At 75.1% G+C, this 24,248-nt stretch carries 24 protein-coding genes and 1 riboswitch; of the genes, 16 read left to right on the top strand and 8 right to left on the bottom strand.

What is annotated here, in order from left to right:
- Positions 1-8: 8 nt before the first annotated feature.
- Together ABEB06_RS31760 and ABEB06_RS31765 are read right to left on the bottom strand one after the other, a co-directional pair.
- On the bottom strand, positions 9-485 hold the full coding sequence (locus ABEB06_RS31760; RefSeq protein ID WP_345700357.1) for a nucleotide triphosphate diphosphatase NUDT15: 477 nt from the start codon (positions 483-485) through the stop codon (positions 9-11).
- The gene (locus ABEB06_RS31765; protein ID WP_345700358.1) at positions 482-1,948 is read right to left on the bottom strand and encodes an SDR family NAD(P)-dependent oxidoreductase; all 1,467 of its coding nucleotides are present in this window, start codon (positions 1,946-1,948) and stop codon (positions 482-484) included. The genes ABEB06_RS31760 and ABEB06_RS31765 overlap by 4 nt, the downstream gene beginning before the upstream one ends.
- 142 nt (positions 1,949-2,090) lie before the next feature.
- Between ABEB06_RS31765 and ABEB06_RS31770 the strand changes: the two genes are divergently transcribed.
- A complete protein-coding gene (locus ABEB06_RS31770; RefSeq protein ID WP_345700359.1) occupies positions 2,091-3,305 on the top strand; it encodes a cytochrome P450 family protein in 1,215 nt (404 codons plus the stop codon).
- Positions 3,306-3,312: 7 nt separating this feature from the next.
- Here ABEB06_RS31770 and ABEB06_RS31775 read toward each other — a convergent pair whose 3' ends face one another.
- A complete protein-coding gene (locus ABEB06_RS31775) occupies positions 3,313-4,266 on the bottom strand; it encodes an AEC family transporter (RefSeq protein ID WP_345700360.1) in 954 nt (317 codons plus the stop codon).
- 93 nt (positions 4,267-4,359) lie between these two features.
- Between ABEB06_RS31775 and ABEB06_RS31780 the strand changes: the two genes are divergently transcribed.
- From ABEB06_RS31780 to ABEB06_RS31795, 4 genes are all read left to right on the top strand, one after another.
- Positions 4,360-5,841, top strand: coding sequence for an MFS transporter (locus ABEB06_RS31780; RefSeq protein WP_345700361.1), 1,482 nt, complete (start codon positions 4,360-4,362; stop codon positions 5,839-5,841).
- 671 nt (positions 5,842-6,512) lie between these two features.
- Positions 6,513-7,250, top strand: coding sequence for a transglycosylase SLT domain-containing protein (locus ABEB06_RS31785; RefSeq protein WP_345700362.1), 738 nt, complete (start codon positions 6,513-6,515; stop codon positions 7,248-7,250).
- 33 nt (positions 7,251-7,283) lie between these two features.
- The gene (locus tag ABEB06_RS31790) at positions 7,284-7,925 is read left to right on the top strand and encodes a hypothetical protein (protein WP_345700363.1); all 642 of its coding nucleotides are present in this window, start codon (positions 7,284-7,286) and stop codon (positions 7,923-7,925) included.
- A 175-nt stretch (positions 7,926-8,100) separates the two neighbouring features.
- Positions 8,101-9,540, top strand: a complete 1,440-nt coding sequence (locus tag ABEB06_RS31795) for a GuaB1 family IMP dehydrogenase-related protein (protein ID WP_345700364.1) — start codon at positions 8,101-8,103, stop codon at positions 9,538-9,540.
- Positions 9,541-9,597: 57 nt separating this feature from the next.
- On the opposite strand, the gene ABEB06_RS31800 is transcribed toward ABEB06_RS31795, so the two are convergent.
- The gene (locus ABEB06_RS31800) at positions 9,598-10,284 is read right to left on the bottom strand and encodes a DUF5995 family protein (RefSeq protein WP_345700365.1); all 687 of its coding nucleotides are present in this window, start codon (positions 10,282-10,284) and stop codon (positions 9,598-9,600) included.
- A gap of 197 nt (positions 10,285-10,481) precedes the next feature.
- Between ABEB06_RS31800 and ABEB06_RS31805 the strand changes: the two genes are divergently transcribed.
- Complete coding sequence (locus tag ABEB06_RS31805) at positions 10,482-11,297, top strand: hypothetical protein (protein WP_345700366.1); 816 nt, start codon at positions 10,482-10,484, stop codon at positions 11,295-11,297.
- On the top strand, positions 11,294-11,515 hold the full coding sequence (locus ABEB06_RS31810; protein ID WP_345700367.1) for a hypothetical protein: 222 nt from the start codon (positions 11,294-11,296) through the stop codon (positions 11,513-11,515). Before ABEB06_RS31805 ends, ABEB06_RS31810 begins: the two co-directional genes overlap by 4 nt.
- Before the next feature lie 53 nt (positions 11,516-11,568).
- On the opposite strand, the gene ABEB06_RS31815 is transcribed toward ABEB06_RS31810, so the two are convergent.
- Entirely contained in the window at positions 11,569-12,285 is a 717-nt protein-coding gene (locus ABEB06_RS31815; protein WP_345700368.1) for an IclR family transcriptional regulator, read from the bottom strand.
- A gap of 73 nt (positions 12,286-12,358) precedes the next feature.
- Positions 12,359-12,508, bottom strand: a complete 150-nt coding sequence (locus ABEB06_RS31820; RefSeq protein ID WP_345700369.1) for a hypothetical protein — start codon at positions 12,506-12,508, stop codon at positions 12,359-12,361.
- Positions 12,509-12,516: 8 nt separating this feature from the next.
- Positions 12,517-12,659: riboswitch (SAM riboswitch) on the bottom strand.
- A 156-nt stretch (positions 12,660-12,815) separates the two neighbouring features.
- On the opposite strand from ABEB06_RS31820, the gene ABEB06_RS31825 reads away from it, so the two are divergent.
- Positions 12,816-13,085, top strand: coding sequence for a GlsB/YeaQ/YmgE family stress response membrane protein (locus tag ABEB06_RS31825; RefSeq protein ID WP_345700370.1), 270 nt, complete (start codon positions 12,816-12,818; stop codon positions 13,083-13,085).
- 70 nt (positions 13,086-13,155) lie between these two features.
- Here the strand turns inward: ABEB06_RS31825 and ABEB06_RS31830 are convergent, their stop codons facing one another.
- Together ABEB06_RS31830 and ABEB06_RS31835 are read right to left on the bottom strand one after the other, a co-directional pair.
- The gene (locus ABEB06_RS31830) at positions 13,156-14,946 is read right to left on the bottom strand and encodes an ATP-binding cassette domain-containing protein (protein WP_345700371.1); all 1,791 of its coding nucleotides are present in this window, start codon (positions 14,944-14,946) and stop codon (positions 13,156-13,158) included.
- Positions 14,943-16,697 carry an ABC transporter ATP-binding protein gene (locus ABEB06_RS31835; RefSeq protein ID WP_345700372.1) on the bottom strand — a complete coding sequence of 585 codons (1,755 nt, stop codon included), beginning with the start codon at positions 16,695-16,697 and terminating at the stop codon, positions 14,943-14,945. The genes ABEB06_RS31830 and ABEB06_RS31835 overlap by 4 nt, the downstream gene beginning before the upstream one ends.
- Before the next feature lie 545 nt (positions 16,698-17,242).
- Between ABEB06_RS31835 and ABEB06_RS31840 the strand changes: the two genes are divergently transcribed.
- From ABEB06_RS31840 to ABEB06_RS31875, 8 genes are read left to right on the top strand one after another with little or no spacing between them, the layout of a single operon-like run.
- Positions 17,243-18,643 (top strand): condensation domain-containing protein, encoded by a 1,401-nt coding sequence (locus ABEB06_RS31840; RefSeq protein ID WP_345700373.1) that lies wholly within the window; start codon positions 17,243-17,245, stop codon positions 18,641-18,643.
- Positions 18,644-18,675: 32 nt separating this feature from the next.
- Positions 18,676-19,557 carry a diiron oxygenase gene (locus tag ABEB06_RS31845; RefSeq protein WP_345700374.1) on the top strand — a complete coding sequence of 294 codons (882 nt, stop codon included), beginning with the start codon at positions 18,676-18,678 and terminating at the stop codon, positions 19,555-19,557.
- Between the two features lie 32 nt (positions 19,558-19,589).
- The gene (locus ABEB06_RS31850; RefSeq protein WP_345700375.1) at positions 19,590-20,480 is read left to right on the top strand and encodes an aminoacyl--tRNA ligase-related protein; all 891 of its coding nucleotides are present in this window, start codon (positions 19,590-19,592) and stop codon (positions 20,478-20,480) included.
- The gene (locus ABEB06_RS31855) at positions 20,464-21,534 is read left to right on the top strand and encodes an NAD(P)H-dependent flavin oxidoreductase (protein ID WP_345700376.1); all 1,071 of its coding nucleotides are present in this window, start codon (positions 20,464-20,466) and stop codon (positions 21,532-21,534) included. Before ABEB06_RS31850 ends, ABEB06_RS31855 begins: the two co-directional genes overlap by 17 nt.
- A complete protein-coding gene (locus ABEB06_RS31860; RefSeq protein WP_345700377.1) occupies positions 21,531-22,013 on the top strand; it encodes a holo-ACP synthase in 483 nt (160 codons plus the stop codon). Before ABEB06_RS31855 ends, ABEB06_RS31860 begins: the two co-directional genes overlap by 4 nt.
- 8 nt (positions 22,014-22,021) lie before the next feature.
- The gene (locus ABEB06_RS31865; RefSeq protein WP_345702053.1) at positions 22,022-22,264 is read left to right on the top strand and encodes an acyl carrier protein; all 243 of its coding nucleotides are present in this window, start codon (positions 22,022-22,024) and stop codon (positions 22,262-22,264) included.
- On the top strand, positions 22,261-23,457 hold the full coding sequence (locus ABEB06_RS31870; RefSeq protein WP_345700378.1) for an ATP-grasp domain-containing protein: 1,197 nt from the start codon (positions 22,261-22,263) through the stop codon (positions 23,455-23,457). Before ABEB06_RS31865 ends, ABEB06_RS31870 begins: the two co-directional genes overlap by 4 nt.
- A gap of 48 nt (positions 23,458-23,505) precedes the next feature.
- Positions 23,506-24,243, top strand: coding sequence for a class I SAM-dependent methyltransferase (locus ABEB06_RS31875; protein ID WP_345700379.1), 738 nt, complete (start codon positions 23,506-23,508; stop codon positions 24,241-24,243).
- Positions 24,244-24,248: the final 5 nt, after the last annotated feature.

Here is a 24,248-nt window from a genome sequence, read left to right on the forward strand (position 1 = left end):
CCGGGGCCTCACCCGATCGGGCCGACCCGGTAGCGGAAGGTGCCCCCGGGGGCGCGGTAGTCCGGCAGCCAGGCGGCGAGCACCTGCGCGGAGGGGTAGAACATCGGCTCCGGCAGGGCGTCCACCGGCACCCGCTCCCAGCCGGCGCAGGCGTGCGGCTCGGTGACGTGCGCGGGGGCGTCGCTGGGCGGGGCGAGGACGGCGGCGGTGAGCCGGGTGCGGCCGAGGCCGTGGTCGAGCAGGACGGCGAGCACCCGCATCCGCTCGGCGGGCAGCTCGATGCCGGTCTCCTCGGCGAGTTCCCGGGCGGCGGCCTGCTCGAAGGACTCGCCGGGGTGGTCGACCTTGCCGCCGGGCAGGCTCCAGGTGGGAGGCTCCCCGGCGGTGGTGCGGCGCCCGATCAGGACCGAGCGCCCGTCCGTCGAGGGGACGATGACGCCGGCCCCGATCAGCGGCGGGGGCGGGGTGCTCGGACCCGAGGTCACCACTTGCCCTTGGAGTAGTCCTTGAGGAAGCAGCCGTAGAGGTCCTCGCCGGCCTCGCCGCGGACGATCGGGTCGTAGACCCGGGCGGCGCCGTCGACCAGGTCGAGCGGGGCGTGGAAGCCCTCCTCGTGCATCCGCATCTTGTCGGGGTGCGGCCGCTCGTCGGTGATCCAGCCGGTGTCGACGGCGGTCATCAGGATGCCGTCGGTCTCGAACATCTCGTCCGCGCTGGTGCGGGTGAGCATGTTGAGCGCAGCCTTGGCCATGTTGGTGTGCGGGTGCCCGGCGCCCTTGTAGCCCCGGTTGAACACGCCCTCCATGGCGGAGACGTTGACGATGTACTTGCGGCGCGCCGGGGAGGCGGCCAGCGCCGGGCGGAGCCGGCTGATCAGGATGAACGGCGCGGTGGAGTTGCAGAGTTGCACCTCCAGCAGCTCGATCGGGCTGACCTGCTCGACCGTCTCGATCCAGGTGTTGGACGCGGCCAGGTCGGGCACCAGGCCGCCGGCGTCGATCGCGGTGCCGGCCTCGATCCGGGCCGGGGAGGCGGAGCCGGTGACCAGGGCGAGCGAGGTGACCTCCTCGGCGCTGATCCGCTCGCTGCCGCCGGTGGCCTGGCCGGGCAGTGCCGGCACGTCCACCGAGCCGCTGCCGAACCGGCCGATCACCGTGGACGCGGGCAGGGCGCCGGCCGGCAGCGGGGCCGACTCGGCGGCGACCAGTTCGCGGTACGCCTCGGGGGAGCGGCGCACGGTCTGCGCGGCGTTGTTGATCAGGATGTCCAGCGGACCGTCGGCGGCGACCTCGTCGGCGAGGGCCATCACCTGCGCGGGGTCGCGCAGGTCGATGCCGATGATCTTCAGCCGGTGCAGCCACTGGTCGCTGTCCGGCATCGCGGTGAAGCGGCGGATCGCGTCGTTGGGGAACCGGGTGGTGATGGTGGTGTGGGCGCCGTCGCGCAGCAGGCAGAGCGCGATGTACATGCCGATCTTGGCGCGGCCGCCGGTGAGCAGCGCGCGCTTGCCGGTCAGGTCGGCGCGGGCGGTGCGGCGGGCCCGGTTGAGCGCGGCGCAGCTGCGGCAGAGCTGGTGGTAGAAGGCGTCGACCTCGACGTAGCGCTGCTTGCAGGTGTAGCAGGAGCGCGGGCGCTCGAGTATCCCGGCCAGCTCGGAGGTGGTCTCGGTGGTCAGGCCGAAGACGCCGGCCGTCTCGTCGTCGATCCGGCCCGGGGCGCCGGTCGCGGTCTTCGCGGTGACGGCGCGGTCGTTGGCGGTCTTGCGGGCCCGCATCTCCTGGCGGCGGCGCTGCTTGAGCGTCCGGAAGACGCCGCCGACGGCCTGGCGGACGGTGATCGCGTCCGGGTGGTCGACGTGGATGCCGTCCAGTTCGGCGAGGACGCTGAGACAGAGCTCCAGGCGCTGCGGGTCGATGCCCTTGCCGTAGTCGATCTCTTCGTTGTCCATGCCCGCTGGTACTTCCTTCTCGCGCCCTGTGTACCGGCGAAGCCTACGGGAGTGGGCCGGGCCGCCGCGAAGTAAGTATTGGAAATCACGATCATCCGTTACGGGCCCGGGTGGGCCGGCCGGTGGCGGTAGCGTGCGGTCGGTGACCGACGCATCGTCCTCCGTGCCGCCGACCGGGTGCCCGTACGCGCTGGACGACCGCCACCTGCGCGACCCGCACGCGGGCTTCGCGGGGCTGCGGGCGGGCGGGGCGGTGCACCTGGCGGTGGCGCCGGACGGGGCGCCGGTCCACCTGGTGACCGGGTACCACGAGGTCCGGGCCGCCGCCGCGGACCCCCGGCTGGCCCTGGACAGGCGGCACGCCCGGACCGCCGGCGGCGCGGGCGACTCGCTGCCGCCGGAGCTCGACGGCCACCTGCTGAACCGCGACGGCGCCGACCACGCCCGGCTGCGCCGCCTGGTCGCCGAGGCGCTCGGCCCGCGCCGGATCCTCGCCCTCGGCGACCGGATCCGGCTTACCGCCGACCGGCTGCTCGACCCCCTCGCCGGGCGCGGCGGCGCCGATCTGGTCGCCGACCTGGCGATGCCGCTGGCGATGACGGTCATCTGCGACCTGCTGGGCGTGCCGGCCGCCCGGCGGACCGACTTCCGGGCGTGGACCGACACCCTGCTCTCCCCCGACCCCGGCGCACCCGGCCGCTCCCGCGAGGCGATGCGCGCGATGCACGCCTTCCTGGCCGGGCTGGTCGCGGAGAAGGGGGACGCCCCCGGCGACGACCTGCTGTCCGACCTGATCGCCGCCCACCGGGAGCGGGCGGCGCTCGGCGGGAGCGAGCTGGTCGCGATGGCGTTCCTGCTGCTCTTCGCCGGCTACCACAACTCCGCCGGGCTGATCTCGGGCACGCTGTACGCGCTGCTGACCCATCCCGCGCAGCTGGCGGCGGCCCGGTCCGGGCGGCTCGACCCGGACCGGCTCACCGACGAGGTGCTGCGCTGGAACCCGCCCGCGATGCTCGCCGTCCGGCGCTTCACCACCGGACCGGTCGCCCTCGCCGGGACGACGGTCCCGCCCGGTGAACGGGTCTGGCTCTCCTGGGCGGCCGCCAACCGCGACCCCGACGTCTTCTCCCGGCCCGAGCTGTTCGACCCCGACCGCGACGGCCCCGGCCACCTGGCGTTCGGCCGCGGCCCGCACTTCTGCGTCGGCGCCGCCCTCGCCCGGCTGGAGAACCGGATCGCCGTGGCGGCGGTGCTCCGCCGCTTCCCGCGGCTCGAACTCGCCGAACCCGCCGGCTCCCCGCCCTGGATGCGCTCGCTGCGCAGCCGCGCCCTGACCCGCCTGCCGGTGCGTTTCTGACGCCGCCTCAGTGCCCGCTGGTGGACAGCAGCCAGGTGATGCCGGAGAGGGTCACCATCGACAGCAGCGTCGAGCCGAGGACCGATTCGCGGGCCAGCGCCGTCCCCAGGCCGTACTGCTTGGCGTAGGTGAAGACGTTCTGCGCGGTCGGCAGCGCGGAGAGCAGCACCACGGCGAGCAGTTGGTGCTCCGGCAGGTGCAGGACCAGCGCGCCGAACGCGAGCGCGGCGAGCGGCTGCACCAGCGTCTTGATCGCCACCGTCACCCCGGTCTCCGCCCGCAGCGCGGTGCTGCTCGCGGCGGAGCGGCCGTGCAGCGACATGCCCAGGGTGATCAGCGCGGTCGGTACGGCGGCGTTGCCGAGCAGTTCGAAGGAGCGGCCGAGTGCGGCGGGCGGGTGCCAGGCGGTCGCCGAGCAGAGCGCGCCGAGCCCGGCGCCGAGGATGATCGGGTTGCGCAGCGGCAGCAGCAGCGCCCGCCGGGCCAGCGCGGCGGGCCGCCGTTCCCCGCCGGTGCCGGCGTCCAGCGCGGCCAGGACCAGCGGGGTGACCAGCAGGACCTGGAAGAGCAGCACCGGGGCGATCAGCGAGGCGTCCCCGAGCACCTGGACCGCCACCGGGATGCCCAGGTTGCCGGAGTTCACGTACCCGGCCGCCATCGAGTTGATCGCCTGGTCCGCACTGCGGCGGCCGAACAGCCAGCGCCCCGCGGCCAGTCCCAGGGCGGAGGCCGCGACCGTGCCCGCCGCGAACGCCAGCATCGAGGCGTTGGCGAACGCGCCGAGCGGGGTCCGCCCGACCACGGTGAACAGCTGGGCGGGCATCGCCACCAGGAAGACGAACTTCACCAGCACCTGCTCCGCCTGCTCGCCGAGCACCCCGGTCCGGCTGACCAGGTAGCCGATCGCGGTCAGCACCCAGATCGGCACGAAGGCGGCGAGCAGCGGTTGCAGGTCGGGCATCGCGGGGTCCTCGGTCTGGCGGGCCACGGGGCGCCCGGCGGGTGGCCGGGCCGACGGCGGGGCGATGGATCGGACGCGGATAGTCTTCCGGACGTGCCGAACCGATCTCCCGACACCCTCCCCGACCACCCCGGGCCCGCCACCGCCGGGTCCGGCGCTCCGTCCGCCGACGACTCCCGGTTCGACGCCGCCGGACGCCGGGTCCTGGCGGTCTGCATGGCGGCGGGCTTCACCACGCTGCTCGACCAGTCCGTGCTCAACATCGCGATATCCGACGTCCGGGACTCGCTGCACGCCGACTCCGCGCAGATCGCCTGGATCGTCGCGGGCTACTCGCTGGCCTTCGGTCTCGCGCTGGTCCCGGGCGGGCGGCTCGGTGACGTCCGCGGCCGCAAGTGGCTGTTCGTCGCGGGCCTCGCGCTGTTCACCGCGGTGGGCGCGCTCGCCGGCACCGCCCAGAGCGCCTGGGTCCTGGTCGCCGCCCGGCTGCTCCAGGGCGCGGGCGCCGGCCTGGTCAACGCCCAGATGATCGGCACCCTGCAGGACGTCTTCACCGGCACCCGCCGGGCCCGCGCGCTCGGCCTGTACGTCCTGACCGGCGGCCTGTCCACCGCCCTCGGACCGCCGCTCGGCGGCCTGCTGCTCGCCCTCGCCGGCCCCGAACTCGGTTGGCGGCTCACCCTGTTGCTCAGTGCGCCGTTCGGCCTGGCGACGGTCGTACTGGCCGCCCGTCACCTGCCCGCGCCGCGCCCGAGCGCCCGCCACTCCGACCTGGACGCGGTCGGCCTGGCCCTGGTCGCGGCGCTCACGCTGCTGGTGATGCTGCCGTTCATCCGGCCGCCGGGCGCGCTCGGCGGCGCCGCGTTCGCCGTCGCCGCGGTGGCCGTCGCGCTCGCCTTCGCGTGGTGGCAGCGGCACTACGCCCGCACCGGGCGGCACCCGCTGCTGCACCCCGCGCTCGCCCGCTCCCGTCCGTACGCCCTCGGGACGACGGTGGCGATGGCCCAGTTCGGCACCTCGATCGCCGGCTCGCTGATCCAGACCATGTTCCTGCGCGACGCGCTCGGCCTCTCCGCGCTCGCCACCAGCGCGGTCGCGCTGCCCGCCGCGCTCGCCATGGCCGCCACCTCCTCCCAGGCCGGCCGGGTCGTCCAGCGCTACGGCCGCAGCGCCGTCTCCCTCGGTCTCGGCCTCTCCCTCTCCGCCCTCCTCACCGCGGGCCTCGCCGGCCTGTACGTCCCCGGCTCCGCCCTCCCGTACGTGCTCGCCTGCACGCAGCTGGCCCAGGGCGTCTCCTCCGGCCTGATCGTCGCCCCCAACCAGGCCTTCACCCTGCGCCACGCCCCCGCCGAGGCCGCCGGGGTGGCCGGCGGCATCCTGCAGATGTCCCAGCGGATCGCGGCCGCCGTGGGCATCTCCGCCGTCTCCGGCGTCTACCTCCGGGGGGCCACCGCCGGCCTGCTCGGCCACCGCGACGCCTACTGGCACGCCACCGCCGCCTGCGCGGCGGTCGTCCTGCTCGCGCTCCTCCTCTCCCTCCGCGCCGGCCGCACCGCCGGGACGGCCGGCGGCTGACCGCGGGTGACCCCGGTCACCTCGCGGCGGGCCGCAAGTCCGGCGGCCGGTGACCCCGCTCACCTTCCGGTGCCCGGCGGGGTGCCGCGGGAGGCGCCCGGCGCGCCTCCCGGCCCGGCGGTCGGTGACCGCGGTCACTCCGTCGGCGCCGGCGGTGTGACCTGGCGCATCCTTCGGGGCGGCGGGCCGTGGCGGGGATCACCACGCCCGCCGCGCCGCTCCGGGGTCCGGGCGGAGGCCGCCGACCGCCCCGGAACCCTTGCGCGGCAAGGCCGGAGGCCGAATTCCCGGCCGCGGGAGACGTCCGTCACCCCCTGTGAGCCTGCTCATAGGCGGCGCGCCGCCGACCGGGTGACCCGTCGTCAACTCGCAGAACTCCGAACGGCATTCCCGAATCAATCAGGTCAAATCCGGACAAAAAGGGCTGCTTGCCGCCCGGCGAGGGCTCACGCAGGATCGTGATTGCGCCCCGGGCCGACCAGTCGAGCCCCAGTGACGGGCGCCATGGCGCAGCCGTCCGCGAATCGACGCGGGCTGCGCACCCGGTGAGCAGGGTTGCCGCCGGGCCCGGCCGCCCCCGGTCTTGTGGGTCCCCGTTCAGTCGCGGGGCTTCCGCATGTGTCCAACCGGGTCGGCAAGTGACCTGGACGACACCTCGGAGGTACTCGGACATGCGACAGATCAAGCACGGCCTGCGCCATCTGCCCAAGCAGCTCGGACACCGCCGGATGCCGGACTACATGCTGGGCGCCGGTGTCGCCGGTGCGGTGCTGCTCGGCACGGTGCTGCCCGTCGCCCAAGCGGTTGCCGCCCCGGAGCGGGTGCCGGCCGCTGCCGCTGCCGCTGCCCCCGCCGACGCCGCGCAGCAGGCCCCCGCCCCGCAGGGCGACGAGGCCGCCAGCCGCGGCGAGGCCCGCGGAGCCGCCCCGCAGGCCGCCGAGGCCGCCCCGGCCGCCCCCGCCGAGCAGGCCCCGGCCGCCCAGCCGGAGCAGGCCCCGGCCCCCGCCCCGGCCCCCGCCCCGGCCCCGGCCCCGGCCCCCGAGCCGGAGAAGCCCAGCTACTCCAACAACCTGGACGGCTGGATCCGCGAGGCCCGCGACGTGCTGGCCGCCGCCGGCAAGCCGGTGCCGTCCTACAAGGCGATGTACGCCACCGCGATGGCCGAGTCGACCGGCAACCCGAACGCCGTCAACGGCTGGGACTCCAACGCCAAGATCGGCACCCCGTCCATCGGTCTGACCCAGGTGATCCAGCCGACCTTCAAGACCTACGCGCTGCCGGGCCACAACGACATCCGCAACCCCGTCGACAACCTGATCGCCAGCTCGCGCTACTGCGACGCCAAGTACGGCGGCATGGACAAGATGGCCGCGGCCCGCGGCTACGGCTCGCACTGGCGCGGCTACTAAATCCGACGCCCGACCGCGGGCAGGATGCGGGGCATGGACCTCGACTCCCTCGCCCGCACCCGGCGCGCGCTGCACGGCGTCGCCGAGACCCTGCTGGCCGGCCCGCAGTACCGCGGGCCGGCCGCGACCATTCGGCTGCGCCCCGTCCCGGGAGGGTTCGCGACCCGCACCGACCCGCCGCTCCTGGTGGTGGACGGCGCGCTGCTCACCCCCGACGGCACCGGCCACCCGCTGGCGGGATCCACCTGCGCGGAGCTCGCGGCCGCGGCGGGCATCACCCCCGGCGGCCCGCAGGGCCTGTACGCGGACGGCTCCGGCGTCGCCCCCGACGAGCCCCTGCACGTCGAACCGGCCTGCGCCCGGCTGATCGCCGACGCCTTCGCCCGTGGCGACGCCGCCCTGCGGGAGGTCTTCCCGGGCTGCGACCCGGTGCTCTGGCCCGAGCACTTCGACCTCGGCGTCACCGTCGCCGAGGTGAACCACGGCGTCTCCCCGGGCGACGGCTTCCTGCCCGAGCCGTACGCCTACGTCGGCCCGCACACCCCGCGCACCGGCGCCTTCTGGAACGCCCCGTTCGGCGCCGCCCGCCGCCTGGCCGACCTGCCCACCCGGGCGGACCTGACCGGCTTCTTCGCCGAGGGCCGCGACCTCGCCGCTGGAGGAACCTCCAACTGAGTGTGCCCGGATTCGTACGACGATTGTGTTGATCTTCGAAATCCGCGCATGAGCTGGCTTCGGACCCGGGTATCACGGAGTATTGAACGTTGGGTGCGGGGCGCCCGAGAGCGCCCTGCGGCAACGCCGCTACCGCGCCCGAGGTGTACCTTTCCCCAGCCAGAGAGCCCCCTTCATGCGCTTCCTGAACGACCTCAAGCCCGCGTACGACCTCACGTACGACGACGTCTTCATGGTCCCCAGCCGTTCCGCCGTGGGCTCCCGGCAGGGCGTCGACCTGGCGTCCACCGACGGGACCGGCACCACCATCCCGCTCGTGGTGGCCAACATGACGGCGATCGCCGGCCGCCGGATGGCCGAGACGGTGGCGCGCCGCGGCGGCCTGGTGGCCATCCCGCAGGACATCCCGATCGAGGTGGTCTCCGAGGTCATCGGCTGGGTCAAGCAGCGGCACCTGGTGCACGACACCCCGATCACCCTGAACCCCGGCCACACCGTCGCCGACGCCCTCTCCCTGCTGCCCAAGCGCGCCCACGGCGCGCTCGTGGTGGTCGAGGGCGGCAAGCCGGTCGGCGTGGTCACCGAGGGCGACTGCCACGGCGTCGACCGCTTCACCAGCCTCTCCGAGGTGATGAGCCGCGACCTGCTGCTCCTGGAGGAGGGCATCGACCCGCGCACCGCCTTCGACCGGCTCAACGAGCACCACCGCAAGCTCGCCCCGGTCATCGCCCCCGACGGCACCCTGGTCGGCCTGCTGACCCGCAAGAACGCGCTGCGCGCCACCCTGTACACCCCCGCCGTGGACGCGAACGGCCGGCTGCGGATCGCCGCCACCGTCGGCATCAACGGCGACGTGGCGGGCCGCGCCAAGGCGCTGCTGGAGGCCGGTGCGGACGTGCTGGTGGTCGACACCGCGCACGGCCACCAGGAGTCGATGATCAGCGCGCTGCAGGCCGTGCGCGGCCTCGACCCGCAGGTGCCGATCGTGGCCGGCAACGTGGTCTCCGCCGACGGCGTCCGCGACCTGGTCGAGGCCGGCGCGGACATCCTGAAGGTCGGTGTCGGCCCCGGCGCGATGTGCACCACCCGGATGATGACCGGTGTCGGTCGCCCGCAGTTCTCCGCGGTGCTGGAGTGCGCCGCCGAGGCCCGCCGCCTGGGCAAGCACGTCTGGGCCGACGGCGGTGTCCGCCACCCGCGCGACGTGGCGATGGCGCTGGCCGCCGGCGCCTCCAACGTGATGATCGGCTCCTGGTTCGCCGGCACCTACGAGTCGCCCGGCGACCTGCAGACCGCCGCCGACGGCCGCCAGTACAAGGAGAGCTTCGGCATGGCGTCCGCCCGCGCCGTGCGCAACCGCACCTCCGACGAGTCGGCGTACGACCGCGCCCGCAAGGGCCTCTTCGAGGAGGGCATCTCCACCTCGCGGATGTTCATCGACCCGGCCCGCCCCGGCGTCGAGGACCTGATCGACTCGATCGTGGCCGGTGTCCGCTCGTCCTGCACCTACGCGGGCGCCTCCTCGCTGGAGGACTTCCACCAGAAGGCGATCGTCGGCGTGCAGAGCGCGGCCGGCTACGCCGAGGGCAAGCCGCTGCACTCCAGCTGGGCCTGATCCGGCGCCGAGGGCCGGGACCCCGCCGCACCGGCGGGGCCCGGCCCTCACGCGTGCTCAGACCTTGCCGTCCAGCGGGGTGAGCAGCGCCCGGCTCACCATGCCGACCGAGTGCGAGAGCGCGTCCGCCACCGCGTCGTACGCCGGCCGCACGCGGCGCAGCCCCCACAGCGCGAGGACGCTCGCCCAGGCGGCGTCCCGGGCGCGGTCGACCGACCAGACGCCGACCACGTGCATCAGCGGGTCGGCCACCGGCAGGTCGTCCGGGCCCGGCAGCAGCGCGTCGCGGACCTCGTCCTCGACCCGGGCGAGCAGGTCGTTGACCCGCCGGTAGTCGGCGGCCAGCTGCTCGGGCTCGCGGCCCAGCCGCCGGCAGGTGTCCAGCACGGCGAGCGGCAGGTCGTGCTCGATGTGGGCGTTCATGCCCGCCAACGCGTACTGCAGCGGGTGGATGCCCGGGGTGGCGCGCAGCTCGAACAGCGGGCGCCAGCAGGGCTCCGGACGGCGGCCGGAGCGGTCGGCGTCGACCGCGTCCAGGTAGCGCACGGCGAAGCCGGAGTCGAGGTCGGCCAGGGCGGCCGGGTCGTCGAAGTACACCGCGTCCAGCTGCGCGCGGACCAGCCGGGTCACCGTCAGGTACATCGCGTTGAAGACCGCGACCCCGTCGGTGGGCGGGAGCCCGGCCGACAGCGCGGCCATCCGCTCGATCACCTGGTCCACCGTCGGAAGCTGGCTGATCGTCATACGGTCGTCCCATCGGCTCGTCCGGAAGCCCCACTGTCGCACCGGACCTCCGCCGCTCCAAGCTGCCGCGCGCGCACGGCCCCGACCGGGGGCGGACGGCGCGGGCAACCGCGGAGTCACCGCCGTCCGATACCGTGCGGGTCGACCCCGGTCGTTCACGAGATCGGAACGGGACGACGAGAGCGGAAGGAGGGCGGGTGAACGCTGCTGAGCGGCTGATCTCCGGGGCCCGCCGCGGCCGGTTCAACGAGCTGCTGCCCGACCTGCTGGACATGGCCGGCCGCCCGGGTGGCGACCGGGACGAAGCCTGGGAGGCCACCGCAGCGGCCATTCAGGTCCTGTTCTGGCAGGACCGGTTCGCTGAAGCAGCCGACCTGGCCGAGGCGCTCATTGCCCAGGACGGTCCGCTCGGTGGCGAGCTCTGCGACCAGGACATGCCTTTCCGCACCGCGTTGTTGGCAGGTGAGCTCCATGCGGGAACGCCGGCCCGACCGCGCCTCCTGGCCGGGGCCGCCCGCGTTCCCGAAGGCCGGAACCTGGGCGACGACCTGTTGTGGCTCGCGGAGGAGCTCCCCGAGCGCCCCGTCGAGGAACTGCTGCCCAGCCCCTTCGACTGGGGCGGCCCGGCTGAGCCGCTGGACGAGGTCGCGGTCCAGCTGGCCGAGCGCGACTTCAGCACGTTGGACGCGGACGACAGGTACACCTTGTGGGAGGCGCTGGCCAAGGCCAACGACTTCGATCGGGCCCACCGTCTGGTCGAATCGTCAGGCCGAACACCTGACCGACACTCGCCCTGCCTCTGGATGGCAGGCTGGTACGCGGTGCGGGGCGACGTGCCCCGCGGTGAGCGGATGCTGCTGGCCGCCCACGACCGGTGGTGGCCCTACATGAGGTGGGACGCGATTCCGGATGCTCCGGTCCTGCAGCCGACCCTGCGCCTGGTGGTGACCGACCGGGTACGCGAGCACTACTTGACCCGGCCGATCGGCCCCGAAGCGGAGAAGACGGCATGACGCAGAACGCACTCGACCAGCTGCTCGGCCGGGCCCGCGGCCCGCTGGAGCCGAACGGGCGCCTGACCCCGTCGCAGTTCTTCCCGCCGGGCGGCACCTACGACTTCGACACCATGGCAGTCCACGATGCTGCCGACGCCCTGCAGATCCGCGGGCCGATCGCGCAGAAGATCCACGCGGTCCCCGACGGGGCAACGATCCGCCTCGGCGCGGAGTGAGGGCCGCCGCTCCGAGCCGCCGCGCACACGGCCCCGGTCGGGGGCTGGTCGCGTCAGGGGTGGGGCGTGACCGCCGCGGAGAGCCGCTCGGCGGCCTCGGCCACCGCGTCGGCGAACCGCGAGCCCGGGTGCCGGGTGAGCCGCTCGATCGGACCGGAGACCGCGAGCGCCGCCACCACCCGGTTGCCCGGGCCGCGGACCGGCGCCGCCACCGACGCCACCCCCGGCTCGCGCTCGCCCACCGACTGCGACCAGCCCCGGCGGCGCACCCCGCTCAGCGCCGTCGCGGTGAACCGGGCCCCGCGCAGCGCCGTGTAGAGCCGCTCCGGCTCCTCCCAGGCCAGCAGGATCTGCGCGGCCGCACCCGCCTTCATCGACAGCGAGGAGCCGACCGGCACGGTGTCCCGCAGCCCGGCGACCCGCTCGACCGCCGCCACGCAGACCCGCTGCTCGCCGCGCCGCCGGTACAGGTGCGCGCTCTCGCCGGTCAGGTCGCGCAGCTCGGTCAGCACCGGCCCGGCCGCCGAGAGCAGCCGGTCCTCGCCGGCCGCCGCCGACAGCTCGGCCAGCCGCGGCCCGAGCACGAACCGGCCCTGCAGGTCGCGGGCGACCAGGCGGTGGTGCTCCAGGGCGACGGCGAGGCGGTGGGCGGTCGGCCGGGCCAGGCCGGTCGCCGCGACCAGGCCGGCCAGCGAGGTGGGGCCGGCCTCCAGGGTGCCGAGGATCGCGGTGGTCTTGTCGAGCACGCCGACGCCGCTCAAGGTGTCCATGGGTGGGGGTACTCCAGTCTCGTACCCGGGGGCCTGACGCCCCCGGGGCTCCGGGCAGGGGGAGCGGGGTCGGTCAGCGGGGGAGGGCCGAAGAGGACGGCGAGGAGCCCGCGTCGGGGACGAGACGGGTGGACACCGGCACCGGGAGCGAGCCGGGGATCAGCAGGGCGCCGGGGACGGGCACGGCGCAGGGGGCGGCAGGGGCCGCGGCACGGGGCAGCACAGAAGCACTCCTCATCTTCCCCGCCGCCACGTTGGCGACAGGCCGGAGTTGGCACTGGACCCGGTTGCGCGGCGCGAGCTTCGAGCGCCGTGACGACCGGGGAGTTGCCGGGGCTTCGTAGGGCCGGTCCCTCCACCCCTCTGGATGATTCGCGAGGAACCTTACAAGACTCCCGGCGCGGCTTGCCAGCCACTCCCGGTCCGGGTGCCCGACCGGCGGGTCGAGATGCCCCTCCGGCGAAACGGGCCGATCATGGAAATCGCCCGCCGTCGTCCGGACGGCGGACGACCGGGAAGGGACCGACGCGATGTTCCAACTCCTGTGGATCCTCCTCATCGGCTTCGTGCTGGGCATCCTCGCCAAGCTGATCCTCCGCGGTCCGCAGTCGATCCCCTGGTGGCTGACCATGCTGCTGGGCGCCGCCGGCGCCCTGCTCGGCAACGCGGTCGCCGGCTGGATCGGCGTACGCCACACCAGCGGCATCGACTGGATCCGGCACCTGCTGCAGATCGGCTTCGCCGTCCTGCTGGTCGGCGTGGTCGCCCCCGCCTGGAGCAGGTCCCGCTCCCACAGGTAGCCCTCCGTCAGGGGGAGCGGCGCCACCACCGGCGGGGGCGCCGCGGCTCCGGCCGCTGCCGGGTCGCGGCTCAGGCGTAGATCCGGGCCTGCAGGGCGTACAGCTCCGTGTAGAGGCCCCCGGCCGCGACCAGGTCGGCGTGGGTGCCGCTCTCGCGGACCCGGCCGTGCTCCAGGACGACGATGCGGTCGGCCATCCGGACGGTGGAGAAGCGGTGCGAGACCAGCAGGCTGACCGCGCCGGTGCGGGCACCGGAGTCGGCGACCAGCCGGGCGAAGCGTTCGAAGAGGGCCTGCTCGGCGGTGGCGTCCATCGCCGAGGCGGGCTCGTCCAGGGTGAGGAGGAGCGGTTCGCGGCGCAGCAGGGTCCGGGCCAGGCCGAGTTTCTGCCACTGCCCGCCGGAGAGGTCGGAGCCGTCGCCGTAGCCGCGGCCGACCAGCCCGTCCAGGCCGCCGGGGACGGTCGCCTCGATGCCGGCCGCGTCCGCCGCGGCCAGCGCGGCGCGCAGCGCCTCGTCGTCGTCGATCCGGTCCAGGTCGCCGATGCCGGTGTTGTCGCGGAGCCGGAGTTCGAGGCGGGCGAAGTCCTGGAAGAGTGCGGCCAGTCGGCTCTGCCACGCACGGGGGTCGATCTCCGCGAGGTCGACCCCGTCCACCAGGATCCGTCCCGCGGTGGGCCGGTAGAGCCCGCAGATCAGCTTGATCAGGGTGGACTTGCCGGCGCCGTTCTCGCCGACGACGGCCAGCGCGCTGCCGGCGGGGATGTCGAGGTCCACGCCCTCCAGGACGGGCCGGGTGCTGCCCGGGTAGGCGAAGCCGACGTTCTCCAGCCGGATGCCCCCGGTGAGCGCGGCGGGTGCCGGGCGGAGCGGGACCTCGGCGGGGACGCCCGGGGCGGGGGCCCGCTCGCGCAGCCCGGCCAGCCGCCGCGCGGTCCGGCCGGCGTCCTGGAGGACGGCCAGCAGGCCCAGCGCGGTGGCCACCTGGAGGGAGAGCTGCGCGGCCAGGGTGATGACGAGGATGACGTCGCCCAGCCCGGAGGTGCCGTGCTCGGCCTGCCGGACGACGGTCCAGATCGCGGCGCCGTACGCGGCGGCGAAGGCCAGCTGGCCCCCGGCGCGCAGCGCCGCGGCCGCGGTGTGGGCGCGTCGCAGCTCGGCGGTGGTCCGGGCCCATGCCTCGCGGTGCCGCTCGACGAGCAGCGGGCCGGCCCCGGCGAGCCGGATCTGCCGGGCGGTGGAGGGGGAGGTGGCCGCGTCCAGCAGGTGCCGTCCGAACCGGACGTGCGTGGCGGTGCGCTCCTTGGCGGCGTCCAGCAGGCGCTGCGCGCGGTTGCCGGCGAGCACCGGCAGGACACCGGTGAGCGGCAGGAGCAGCAGCCAGGGGTTGAGGCCGCCGAGCAGCACGGCGGTCAGCGCCAGTTGCAGGGCCAGCCCGCCGAGTTGGAGGACGGCTTCGAGGGAGGCCCGGGTGCGCGGCAGCTCCTCGCGGACCAGGGCCAGGGCGTCCGCGAACCGGGCCGACTCCAGCCGTTCCAGGTGCGGATCGCCGTGCGCGAGGGCGAGCAGCTCGTTCTGCAGCTCGACCTCGCCGAGGTCGCCCAGTTCGAAGTACGACAGGTGCGCGAAGTGGTTCATCATCAGTTCGAGGACCAGCAGCACCGCGGCGGTCAGCCCGAGCACGGCGGCCGTGCCGGTGTGCCCGGCCACCGCCGCCACGGTGAGGCCCTTGAGGCTGAGCGCGATCAGCGGTGTGGCGAGGTAGCCGAGCAGCATCATCGCGCAGGCGCGCAGCAGCCGTCGGCGGTCGCAGCGCCAGGCCAGCCGGAGCAGGTGGCGCACCGCCAGGAGCAGGACGGTCATCGCAGGGCCCCTTCCGTGAAGCGCTCCGCCTGGGCGCGGAAGAGCGTCGCGTACTGCCCGTCCAGCGCGAGCAGTTCCTCGTGGGTGCCGGACTCGGCGACGGCTCCGTCGGCGAGGACGACGATGCGGTCCGCGCGGCGCACGCTGGAGAAGCGGTGGGCGATGATCACGCTGGTCACGCCGCGGGACAGGTCCAGGAAGCGGTCGAAGAACGCGGCCTCGGCGCGGACGTCGAGCTGCGCGGTGGGTTCGTCGAGGATGAGCAGGGAGGCGCCGTCCGCGAGCGCCAGCATGGCCCGGGCGAGTGCGACCCGCTGCCACTGCCCGCCCGAGAGGTCGGTGCCGTCTTCGTACTGGGCGCTGAGCACGGTGGACAGGCCGTGCGGCAGCCCGTCCAGGGTGTCGAGCACGCCGGCGCGCTCGGCGGCGGTGCGCAGCGCGGCGGTGTCCGCCAGGAGTTCGGGGCGGCCCAGCGCGATGTTCTCGGCGGCGGTCAGCTCGAAGCGGGCGAAGTCCTGGAAGATGACGGCGATCCGCCGGTGCCACGCGGCGGGCGGGACGGCCGCGAGGTCGGTGCCGCCGACGGTGATCCGGCCGCCGGTCGGGCCGTGCAGCCCGGCCAGCAGCTTCACCAGGGTGGTCTTGCCGGCGCCGTTGAGCCCGACGATCGCGGTGGACGCGCCCTCGGCCAGCTCCAGGTCGAGGCCGCGGAGCACCTCGGGGGTGTCGGGGCGGTAGCGGAAGCCGACCTGCTCGAAGCGGATCGGGCCGTGCGGGGCGGCCGGGCCGTCGGTGGCGGTCCGTGGCGCGGGGACGCGGTCCTCCAGCTGCCGCAGCGCGTCCTCCGCGGTGAGTCCGTACAGGGTCTGCATGTCGCTCTCCGGGAAGAAGACCCCGAAGCGCATGGGGATCAGGACGGCCTGCAGGGCGGCGCTGAGTTGGAGCAGTGAGAGGGTGCCGGTGGAGCCGCCGCGGGCGAGCAGGACGAGCGCGGTGGCGCCGCCGACGAGGCCGAGCGCGGCGAGCGCGACGAAGGGCTTGAGGAGCAGCCGCCGCCGGGTGGCCCAGAGCGGCTGGAGGTAGGCCCGGGCCTCCTCGCCGTGCCGCTCGCGCAGCCAGGGCACCAGCCCCAGCAGCCTGGCCTCCTTGGCGAGCCCGCTGCCGCTGGCGGTCCGCCGCAGGTAGGCGAGCCGGCGCCGCCGTCCGGCCATGGTGGACCGGACGGCGCCGAACCGGCGGAGCGAGTCGCGCTGCCCGTACCGGATGACCAGTGCGGTGACGGCGACCACGGCGGCCGGGAGCGGCCCCAGCACCACGGCCACCATGGCGGTGGCACCGGCGAGTTGGGCGTAGCGGGCGAGCAGGGCCAGCGCTCCGGCGGTGGCCTCGCCGGGGGTGGGGGAGGTCCGGTCGAAGCCGCCGCGGGCCTCCGCGAGCAGGTCCAGCACCTCCCGCCGGTCCAGGTCCTCGGGGGGCAGGCCGTCCAGGGCGCAGGCCATCAGCCCGCTGATCCGCGCGCCGTCCACCCTGCGGGCGACCAGCTCGGCGGCCAAGGTCTGGAAGGGCGCCAGGAGTTGCTGGAGCAGGAAGGCGCAGCCGGCCAGCAGCACGGCGAGCCCGATCCGGGCGGTGGCCCGCTCGGACGGGTGGCCGCCCATGACGTCGGGCAGCCCGGCGATGACGTGGCTGGTGGCGAGGATGAACCCGATGGGCAGCAGTCCGACCGCGAGGTGCAGGGCGGCGACGGCCACCGGCGCTCCCGCGGGCAGTTGCCGGAGCAACCGGGCGGTGGAGACCCAGCGTTGCGCCCGTCGGTGCAGGAGCGGCCGTCCGGTACGGGGTGGGGAGGTGCGTGCGGGCACGGTGGAGCGCCTCCGGTTCGGTGGGCGGTCGGCAGGGAGGCGAGGGCCTGGGAAGTGCCGGGCGAACGGGACGGCGCTGTCGCCGTGCGGCACGAGTCCTGGAGTCTGGTCCAGACCGGTGCGGGGCGTCAAGGCGTGTCCGCTGATGAACGATCAGGATCCTTGCGGTGAACGTTGGGTGACGAACGGGCCAACAAAGGACTGGTCAAATGGTCTAGACATTCGCTGGCGGCGGTGGGTAACGTCCGTCATCGGGCCAGGTCGAGCCAGGCTCCCGCTGCCGCCCGCCCGGCGATCCCGGGCCGGCTGCCCCCTTCGCCGCCCGCCGCGCGGGCATCCCGTCCCAGCCCTGCCACGTCCTCGTGCCCCCGCCCGCCGGGGGCACCGCTCCGCGTGCCGTCCGGCCGCGGCCCCAGCCTGCGTGAGGAAACGCCATGGACCACCGAGGCGCCCGCTCCCTGGACTTCCACGGGAGCAGAGCCGCGACCGCACCGATGACCTGGGGCCAGCGCGCCATCTGGAAGTCCATCCGCTGGCTGGACGACGAGGCCCACTACTTCAACATCCGGCGGATCGCCGACGTCCCACCGGGGGCGACCGTCGATCAGGTCGTCGACGGGCTCACCGCGCTGGTCACCCGGCACGAGGCGCTGCGCACGTTCTTCCGGGAGGGCGCGGACGGCGGCTGGACGCAGGAGGTCACCGACCGCGGCAGCGTCCCGCTGGAGATCGTCGGGGCCGCGCCCGGCGGCGCCGACGAGCTGGCCGAGCGCACGGCGGACACCCTGGTCCGGCGCACCTTCCGGCACGACACCGAAGTCCCCTTCCGCGCCGCCCTGGTGCTGGAGGACGACCGCCCGGCCAGGCTCGTCCTGGTCTTCTCGCACCTCGGAGTCGACTTCTGGGGCGTCCGCGAACTCCTCCGCGAGCTGGGCGACCTGCTCGCCGGGACGACGGCGCCGGAGCCGGACTGGCAGCCCGTCGACCAGGCCCGGTACGAGGCCGAGGGCGTCGGCGCGGCCCGCGGCGCCGCGGCCGTCGCGTACTGGCGGAAGACCCTGGAGAAGGTCCCCGCCACGCTCTTCCCGCCGGCCCCGGCCGGGGACGGGGGACGGCCCGAACGCTTCGTCCGGCTCGGCATGGACTCCCCGGCGGCCGCGCTGGCCGCCACCGCGCTCGCCGACCGCTGCCGGACCAGCACCGGCACCGTCCTGCTCGCGGCCACCGCCGCCGTCCTCGGCGCCTACACCGGGCACGGCACCGTCCCGCTCCAGCTCATCGCCGTCAACCGGCACGACGACCGGACCCGCCGGCTGGTGGCCGCCATGGCCGAGAACGCCCTGTTCTCCCTGGACGTGGCCGAGGGGACCTTCGACCAGGCCGTCGGGCGCGCCTTCCTCGCCGGGATGAACGCCTACCGGCACGCCCACTACGACCCGATCGCGGTGGACGAGGTGCTCGATGACGCCCGGGCCCGCAGCGGCGACACCCTCAACCTCGGCCAGTTCTTCAACGACAAGCGGCTGCACGACCGTTGGGAGGACCTGCCGGACACCGGCGGTGACCCGGCCCGGCTCGCCGACCTCGCCGGGAAGACCCGGGTCTTCCACGTCGGCTCCTGGGAGCGCCAGGACGCCACCTTCTTCGTGCACACCAGCTACGCCCCGGACACCTGCCTGCTCTACCTGATGGCCGACACCGACCTGATCCCGCGCCCGGACATCGAGCGCCTGCTGCGCGCCTTCGAGGCCCTGCTGGTGGACAGCGCGGACGCGCCCGTGGAACTGGCCGCCTTCCGGTCCGCCGCGCCCCGGGCCGGACGACCGAACGACTGACGTACCGAACGCAAGCCGCTGAGGAGCACCCGATGACCACCGCCCCCATCTGGGACGAGGAAGTCGCCACCGCCGTGGCCCGGCTGACGACCGCCGCCGAGAACGAGTACTACAACCCCTACCAGGCATTCGAGTGGCCGGAGAGCATCCCCGAGGACGCGCTGTGGATGAGCGAGGACCTCGTCACCGTGCACGGCACCGCGGCCGCCGCGGAACTCACCCGCGAGCAGTACCTCGCCCTCACCAAGTGGGAGAGCATCAACTTCTACAGCCTCAACGTGCACGGCATCCGCGAGTTGATGCAGGAGGTGGTGCGGCGCATCCACACCCCCGGCTACGAGATCCCCACCCCGTTCTTCCACCACTTCCTCGGTGAGGAGAACGAACACATGTGGTTCTTCGCCGAGTTCTGCCTGCGGTACGGCGGAAAGCTGTTCCCCAACCGGGCGATGGCCTTCCCCGGCGACAGGCCCTCCCCGCAGCTGGACAACTTCACCGTCTTCAGCCGCATCCTGATCTTCGAGCAGATCGTGGACCACTTCAACAGCCGGATGGCGGCCGACACCGCGCTGCCGGAGACCATCCGCGCCATCAACCGGGTCCACCACCAGGACGAGTCCCGGCACATCGCCTTCGGCGCCCAGCTCGTCCGCGCCCTGTGGGAGCGGCTGGTGGAGGCCGGCGACGAGCGGGAGACCGCCGCCGCCCGCAGCTACGTCGAGAAGTACATCAACGCCTCGATCCAGCAGCTCTACAGCGTGGACGCGTACCGGGACGCCGGCATCCCCGACCCGTTCGCCTTCCGCGCTCGGGTGCTGGCCGACCCCGCCCGCCCGGCGGTGCACGACGCCATCACCGCCCGCACCCGAGCCTTCTACCGCCGGATCGGGGTGCTCGACACCCCCGCCGCCTGACCCCGCGCCCCCGCCCCTCCCGAAGGACTCCCATGCCTCCCCACACCGCAACCGCCACCGGGCCGGCCTTCGCCGCCGCGCTGCGCGAGCCGGGCCCCGGGCTCGTGGTGCTCGACCCGGTCCGCGCCACGCTGCTCACCGAACTCGACGCCCTCTTCACCGGCCTGGCGGAGCTGACGGCCGCCGCCCCGGTCGTCGGACCCCCGCTGCTGCCCGCCGAAGGGCTGGCCAGGCTCGACTACTTCCGCAACTTCCCGCACCTCGGCGTGGCCGCCGCCCGCTTCCAGGACGAGGCGCTCGACGCCCTCGCCGCCGGCGGGGCGGTGGAGGACCGACCGGTCCGCCCCACCGGCTACCTGCTGCCCTCCGCCACCTGCTACGGCCTGCTGCTCTCGCTGGCCGCGCAGGACATCGGCACCGAGCTGCGGGTGACCGCGGTCGGCCGGTGCTTCCGCAACGAGGACCACTACGACGGCCTGCGCCGGCTCTGGGGCTTCCACATGCGCGAGGTGCTCTACCTGGGCTCCGCGGACGGGGCCAGGGCCCACCTCGCCGACTCCAAGGTCTTCGTCGAGGAGCTGGCCGACCGGCTGGGCGTCCCGCTCTCCTACCGGCCCGCGAACGACCCCTTCTACGACAAGAGCGGCTCCCGCGCCAAGCTGATGGCCCTCGACCCGGTCAAGTACGAGTTCACCGCCGAGGACGGCACGGCCATCGCCTCGGTCAACCGGCACCGCAACTTCTTCGGCGAGCGGCTCGACATCACCGCCGACGGACAGACGGCGCACAGCAGTTGCACCGCCTTCGGGGTCGAGCGCTGGGTGCACGCCATGGTCCTGTCGCACGGCAGCCCGGAGGCGGCCCTGGAGCGGGTCCGCGCGGTGCGCGACGGCGCGGTCGGCGGCGATGACCGCACCGGCTGACCTCCGAGCGGCCGCCGAGCGCGGCGCCGCCGCCCTCGGCGTCCCCTTCCCGCTGATCCAGGCCGGGATGGGCGGGGTGGCCGGGCCCGCACTGGCCGCCGCGGTGAGCGGGGCCGGGGCGCTGGGCACCGTCGCGCTCTACAAGAGCGACGCCGCGCTGGCCGCCGCCCTGGTGGACGACACCGCCGCCCGCACCGACCGCACCTTCTCGGTGAACGTCATCCCCGAGGTGGCCGACCGGCTGCTGGACGCCCAGATCGCCGCCGTACTGGACCGCGCCGACCGCCGGATCGCCGTCAACAGCTACGGCCTGCCGCCCGAGCGGACCGCCGCCGCGGTGCTCGCCGCCGGGCACCGGCTGATCGTCCAGACCGGCAGCACCGCCGACGCCCGGGCCGCGGCCGGACTCGGCGCCCACGCCGTCGTCGTGCAGGGCGTCCAGGCGGGCGGCCACCACCTGGGCGGGCAGCCGCTGGAGGAGTTGCTGGCCGACGCGGCCGGGGTCGGCGTCCCGGTGTTCGCCGCCGGGGCCGTCGCCACCGGGCGCGACCTGGCGGAGGCGGTCCGGCGCGGCGCCTCGGGCGCGCTGTGCGGGACGCTCTTCGTCGCCGCCGCCGAGTCCGCGGCCCACCCCGACTACAAGGCGGCCCTGACCGCGGCCCGGGCCGCGGACACCGTGGTGACCGAACGCTTCTCCATCGGCTGGCCGGGCCGCCCGCACCGGGTGCTGCGCAGCCCGGTCACCGAGTCCGCCGAGCCGCTCCCCGCCGCCCTGATCGCCTGGACCACGGTGATGGGGACGCGCCGCCCGGTGCCGCGCGGATCGGCCGCCGCGCCGACCGCGGAGGCCGAGGGACTGGTCGGCGAGATGGCCCGGTACGCCGGGCTGGGCTGCGGAGCCGTCACCGCCGTGGAGCCGGCCGCCGCCGTCGTCGGACGGCTCCGCGCCGAGTTCGCGGCGGCCCTCGGCGGCGGCCCGGCCGGCGCGCCCGTTCCTGTCGCGCCCGTTCCCGGCGCGCCCGTTCCTGCCGGGCCCGTCCCCGCCGAACGATGAACGGACATCCGCTGCGGGCCGCACTGGACCGGCTGATCGGCCCCGGCACCGAACCGGCCGGGCTGCGGGTCGGCGTCGACCTGGTGCACATCCCGCGGGTCGAGGCGCTCGCCCGGGAGCACGGCGAGCGCTGGCTCGCGGACCACTTCACCGCGCGCGAACGCGAGCAGCTGGCCGCCGTGCGCGGCCGCCCGATGGCCACCCTGGCCGGGCGGCTCGCCGCGAAGGAGTCCTTCGTCAAGCTGCTCGCCCCGGCCCGCGCCCTCGTCCTCACCCGGGACATCGAGGTGCTGCGCGGCCCGGGCGGCGCCCCCGGCATCCACCCCCGGGGCACGGCGCTGCGCGAACTGCGCGAGGCCGGGGTCGACCGGTGGACCGTCAGCATCACGCACGAAGGGGACTGGGCCATCGCCGTGGCCGCCGGACTGGCGAACGGCCCCCGTACCGATCCGCATCCAGTACCAGCGAAGGAGCAGTGAGCACCGCCATGCAGCAGATCTCCGAGTGGATCGCGTCCAAGAACCCCGGCCTGGACCGGGCGGTCGACCCGGCCGAGGACCTCATCGAGGGCCGGCTGATCGACTCCCTGGACTTCCTGGAGTTCATCTACCTGCTGGAGAACGTCTCAGGGCAGCCGATCGACCTGACCGAGGTGACCGTGGACGACTTCCGCACCCTGGACCGCATCCAGGAGCGCTTCCTCGCCCCGGCCGCCCAGGGGGCCTCGTGACGGCGGACGCCGCCCGGCCCGCCGCCGTCCGCTTCGGCAGCTGCGACGCCGAGCAGCGCTGGCGGCCGCCCGGCCTGGCCCGGCTGCCCGCCCTGCGCGACCCGCACGCCGAGGTCCTCACCCGGGCCATGGACGAACTCCAGGCCGTGCTGTGCCGGCCGGAGGACGTCCTGCTGACCGCCCGGCAGCCCCCGGCGGCGTTCACCGAGGCGATGGCCGCCGCAGGCTTCCCCGCCCGGCACCTCGCCGTCCCCGGTGACCCCGGGCTGCCGGTCGAGGCGAGACTCGCCGAGCACGGGATGCCCGGCCTCGCCGGGGCGGCGGCGCGGCCGTACGCCGTGCTGCCCGGCACCCGGGAGGCCGCGGCCCGGCTCGGGCTGGCCGGGGAGCTGCCCGACCCGGAGGCCGTCCGCCGGGTCAACTCCAAGGTGTGGTCGACCGCGCTGGGCCTGCCCGGCTCCGGACGGGTCGTCACCTCGGTGGACGAACTGTGCGAGGCCGTCGAGGAGTTCGGCCCCTGCGTGGTCAAGGACCCGTACGGCGTCTCCGGGCTGGGCAACATCACCGTCGACTCGCCGGCCCGGCTGGACATGATCGGACGCCACCTCGGGCGGGCCGCGGAGCGGATCGAACTGATCGTGCAGCCGCGCTACGAGCGCGCGGCGGACTTCGCCGCGCACCTCACGGTCGCCCCGGACGGCGCGACGGTCTGGCACGGCATCCGGCAGATCCTCAACGACGGCCACTCCTACCGGGGTTCGGCCCCGCCCGGGGACGCGCTGGTCGACCGGCTGGAGCGTGACGGCTACCGCGACACCGTGGAGGCCGTCGCGGCCGCGGCCGCCGCGGAGGGCTACCGCGGGCCGATGTCGGTCGACTCGATGACGACGGCCGACGGCGGGCTGATCCCCGTCCTGGAGGTCAACGCCCGGCTCTCGCCCGGCATGATCGCCCAACTGCTGGGCGCCCCGCTCCGGTTGCGCGTCCTGCCGGTCACCCGGCCCGGCTGCTACGAGCGGCTGGTCACCGCGCTGGACGACGCCGGGCTGCTGGCCCGCGCCGGCCGCCCCGGCGTGCTGCCGCTCGCCGCCTCCACCCTCGTGCCGCCGCGCGGCTGGCTCTTCTACGCGGTCCTCGGCGACGCGGCCGCGGACGTCCCCGACCTGGATCCGCTGCTCGCCGCCGTCGCCTGACACCCGCCGCCCCCGCACCCCTCCCACCCCGTGGACCGGAGACCGACCATGGCAGAGACCACGTACGACGCCGCGTCCGCGGCCGCCTACCGCGCCGCCCGCGAGATCCCGCGCGAGGCGCTGGAGGCCTGGCGGCAGGCGGTCGCCGAGGAGGCCGCGCCCGCCCCCGGCCTGACCCTGCTCGACGTCGGCGCCGGGACGGGCGGATTCGCGACCGCCTTCCACGACTGGTTCGGCGTCCGGGTGCTGGCCGTCGAGCCGTCCCCCGCGATGCGCGCGCTGATCCCGGCCTCCGCCGGCGTCGTCCCGCTGGACGGCCGGGCGGACGCGCTGCCGGTGCCGGACGCGAGCGCGGACCTCGCCTGGCTCGGCTCGGTCGTCCACCACCTGCCCGACCTGGAGGCCGCCGCCCGCGAACTGCGCCGCGTGCTGCGGCCGGGCGCCCCTGTGCTGATCCGCAACACCTTCGCCGGCCGGGGCCGCCGCGACCTGCGGGTCCGCTTCTTCCCGGAGACCGCCGCCATGGTCGACGGCTACCCGAGCGTCGAGGAGGTCACCGGGGCCTTCGCCGCCGCCGGCTTCCGCCGCACCGCGCTGCGCGAGCTGCCCCAGCAGTCCGCGCCGACCCTCGCCGCGTACGCCGACTCGCTCCGCCGCGAGGCGGACTCCAAGCTCCGCGCCCTCACCGACGAGGCCTGGGAGCGCGGCCTGTCCGCCCTCCGCGCCGCCGCGGAGGACTCCGACGGGCCCGCCGTCAGCTGGATGGACCTGCTGGTCCTGCGCTGACCGTC

Origin of the sequence: Kitasatospora terrestris (assembly GCF_039542905.1) — a bacterium.
Taxonomy (GTDB): Bacteria; Actinomycetota; Actinomycetes; order Streptomycetales; family Streptomycetaceae; genus Kitasatospora; species Kitasatospora terrestris.

Bases quoted from the DNA above. Each gene is read 5' to 3' on its own strand.
- ABEB06_RS31765 (WP_345700358.1), bottom strand. From the start codon at position 1,948: ATGGACAACGAAGAGATCGACTACGGCAAGGGCATCGACCCGCAGCGC.
- ABEB06_RS31775 (WP_345700360.1), bottom strand. From the start codon at position 4,266: ATGCCCGACCTGCAACCGCTGCTCGCCGCCTTCGTGCCGATCTGGGTG.
- ABEB06_RS31785 (WP_345700362.1), top strand. From the start codon at position 6,513: ATGCGACAGATCAAGCACGGCCTGCGCCATCTGCCCAAGCAGCTCGGA.
- ABEB06_RS31790 (WP_345700363.1), top strand. From the start codon at position 7,284: ATGGACCTCGACTCCCTCGCCCGCACCCGGCGCGCGCTGCACGGCGTC.
- ABEB06_RS31795 (WP_345700364.1), top strand. From the start codon at position 8,101: ATGCGCTTCCTGAACGACCTCAAGCCCGCGTACGACCTCACGTACGAC.
- ABEB06_RS31800 (WP_345700365.1), bottom strand. From the start codon at position 10,284: ATGACGATCAGCCAGCTTCCGACGGTGGACCAGGTGATCGAGCGGATG.
- ABEB06_RS31810 (WP_345700367.1), top strand. From the start codon at position 11,294: ATGACGCAGAACGCACTCGACCAGCTGCTCGGCCGGGCCCGCGGCCCG.
- ABEB06_RS31815 (WP_345700368.1), bottom strand. From the start codon at position 12,285: ATGGACACCTTGAGCGGCGTCGGCGTGCTCGACAAGACCACCGCGATC.
- ABEB06_RS31825 (WP_345700370.1), top strand. From the start codon at position 12,816: ATGTTCCAACTCCTGTGGATCCTCCTCATCGGCTTCGTGCTGGGCATC.
- ABEB06_RS31830 (WP_345700371.1), bottom strand. From the start codon at position 14,946: ATGACCGTCCTGCTCCTGGCGGTGCGCCACCTGCTCCGGCTGGCCTGG.
- ABEB06_RS31840 (WP_345700373.1), top strand. From the start codon at position 17,243: ATGGACCACCGAGGCGCCCGCTCCCTGGACTTCCACGGGAGCAGAGCC.
- ABEB06_RS31845 (WP_345700374.1), top strand. From the start codon at position 18,676: ATGACCACCGCCCCCATCTGGGACGAGGAAGTCGCCACCGCCGTGGCC.
- ABEB06_RS31850 (WP_345700375.1), top strand. From the start codon at position 19,590: ATGCCTCCCCACACCGCAACCGCCACCGGGCCGGCCTTCGCCGCCGCG.
- ABEB06_RS31855 (WP_345700376.1), top strand. From the start codon at position 20,464: ATGACCGCACCGGCTGACCTCCGAGCGGCCGCCGAGCGCGGCGCCGCC.
- ABEB06_RS31860 (WP_345700377.1), top strand. From the start codon at position 21,531: ATGAACGGACATCCGCTGCGGGCCGCACTGGACCGGCTGATCGGCCCC.
- ABEB06_RS31865 (WP_345702053.1), top strand. From the start codon at position 22,022: ATGCAGCAGATCTCCGAGTGGATCGCGTCCAAGAACCCCGGCCTGGAC.
- ABEB06_RS31875 (WP_345700379.1), top strand. From the start codon at position 23,506: ATGGCAGAGACCACGTACGACGCCGCGTCCGCGGCCGCCTACCGCGCC.